This window comes from Amycolatopsis sp. SID8362, from assembly GCF_010550475.1.
GTDB lineage: Bacteria > Actinomycetota > Actinomycetes > Mycobacteriales > Pseudonocardiaceae > Amycolatopsis > Amycolatopsis eburnea.
The window spans coordinates 1-388 of the sequence record NZ_JAAGNB010000046.1 but is presented as its reverse complement, the minus strand read 5'-3'; the positions used below and the strand labels follow the sequence as shown (position 1 = coordinate 388).

The following is a 388-nucleotide window of genomic DNA, read 5'->3' as shown; positions in this document are numbered from 1 at the left end:
GATGCGGGACGTGCTCGCCGAGGCCGCGCGCACCGCGGAACGGTCGGGCCGCCCGCACGACGCCGCCCGCTACCTCGGGGTGCTCGTCGCCGACCGGCCGCAGGACATGCCGGTGCGGATCGAGTTCGCCCGCTTGGTCGGGGTACGCGACCCGCTGGCCGCGTACGCGACGCTCGCCGGGATGGCCGAACAGGCCGAAGACGTCCGCAGCCGGGCCCGGATCTCCTTGCAGCTGGCCATCGCCGCGCTGTCGGCCCGCGAGCCACAGGAGGCGACGCGGCTGCTGACCGGCGCGCTCGAGCAGCTCGACGCCGACCGCACTGGGGACGCCGACTGCGCTGGAGGTGCCGATCGCGCCGACCGCGCTGGGGTCGGGGACCGCGCTGGG

At 76.8% G+C, this 388-nt stretch carries 1 protein-coding gene; it reads left to right on the top strand.

The window, feature by feature from the left end; translation table 11 throughout:
- The coding region (locus tag G3I65_RS01400; RefSeq protein ID WP_160693964.1) for a hypothetical protein at window positions 1-388 on the top strand (388 nt) is incomplete at both ends.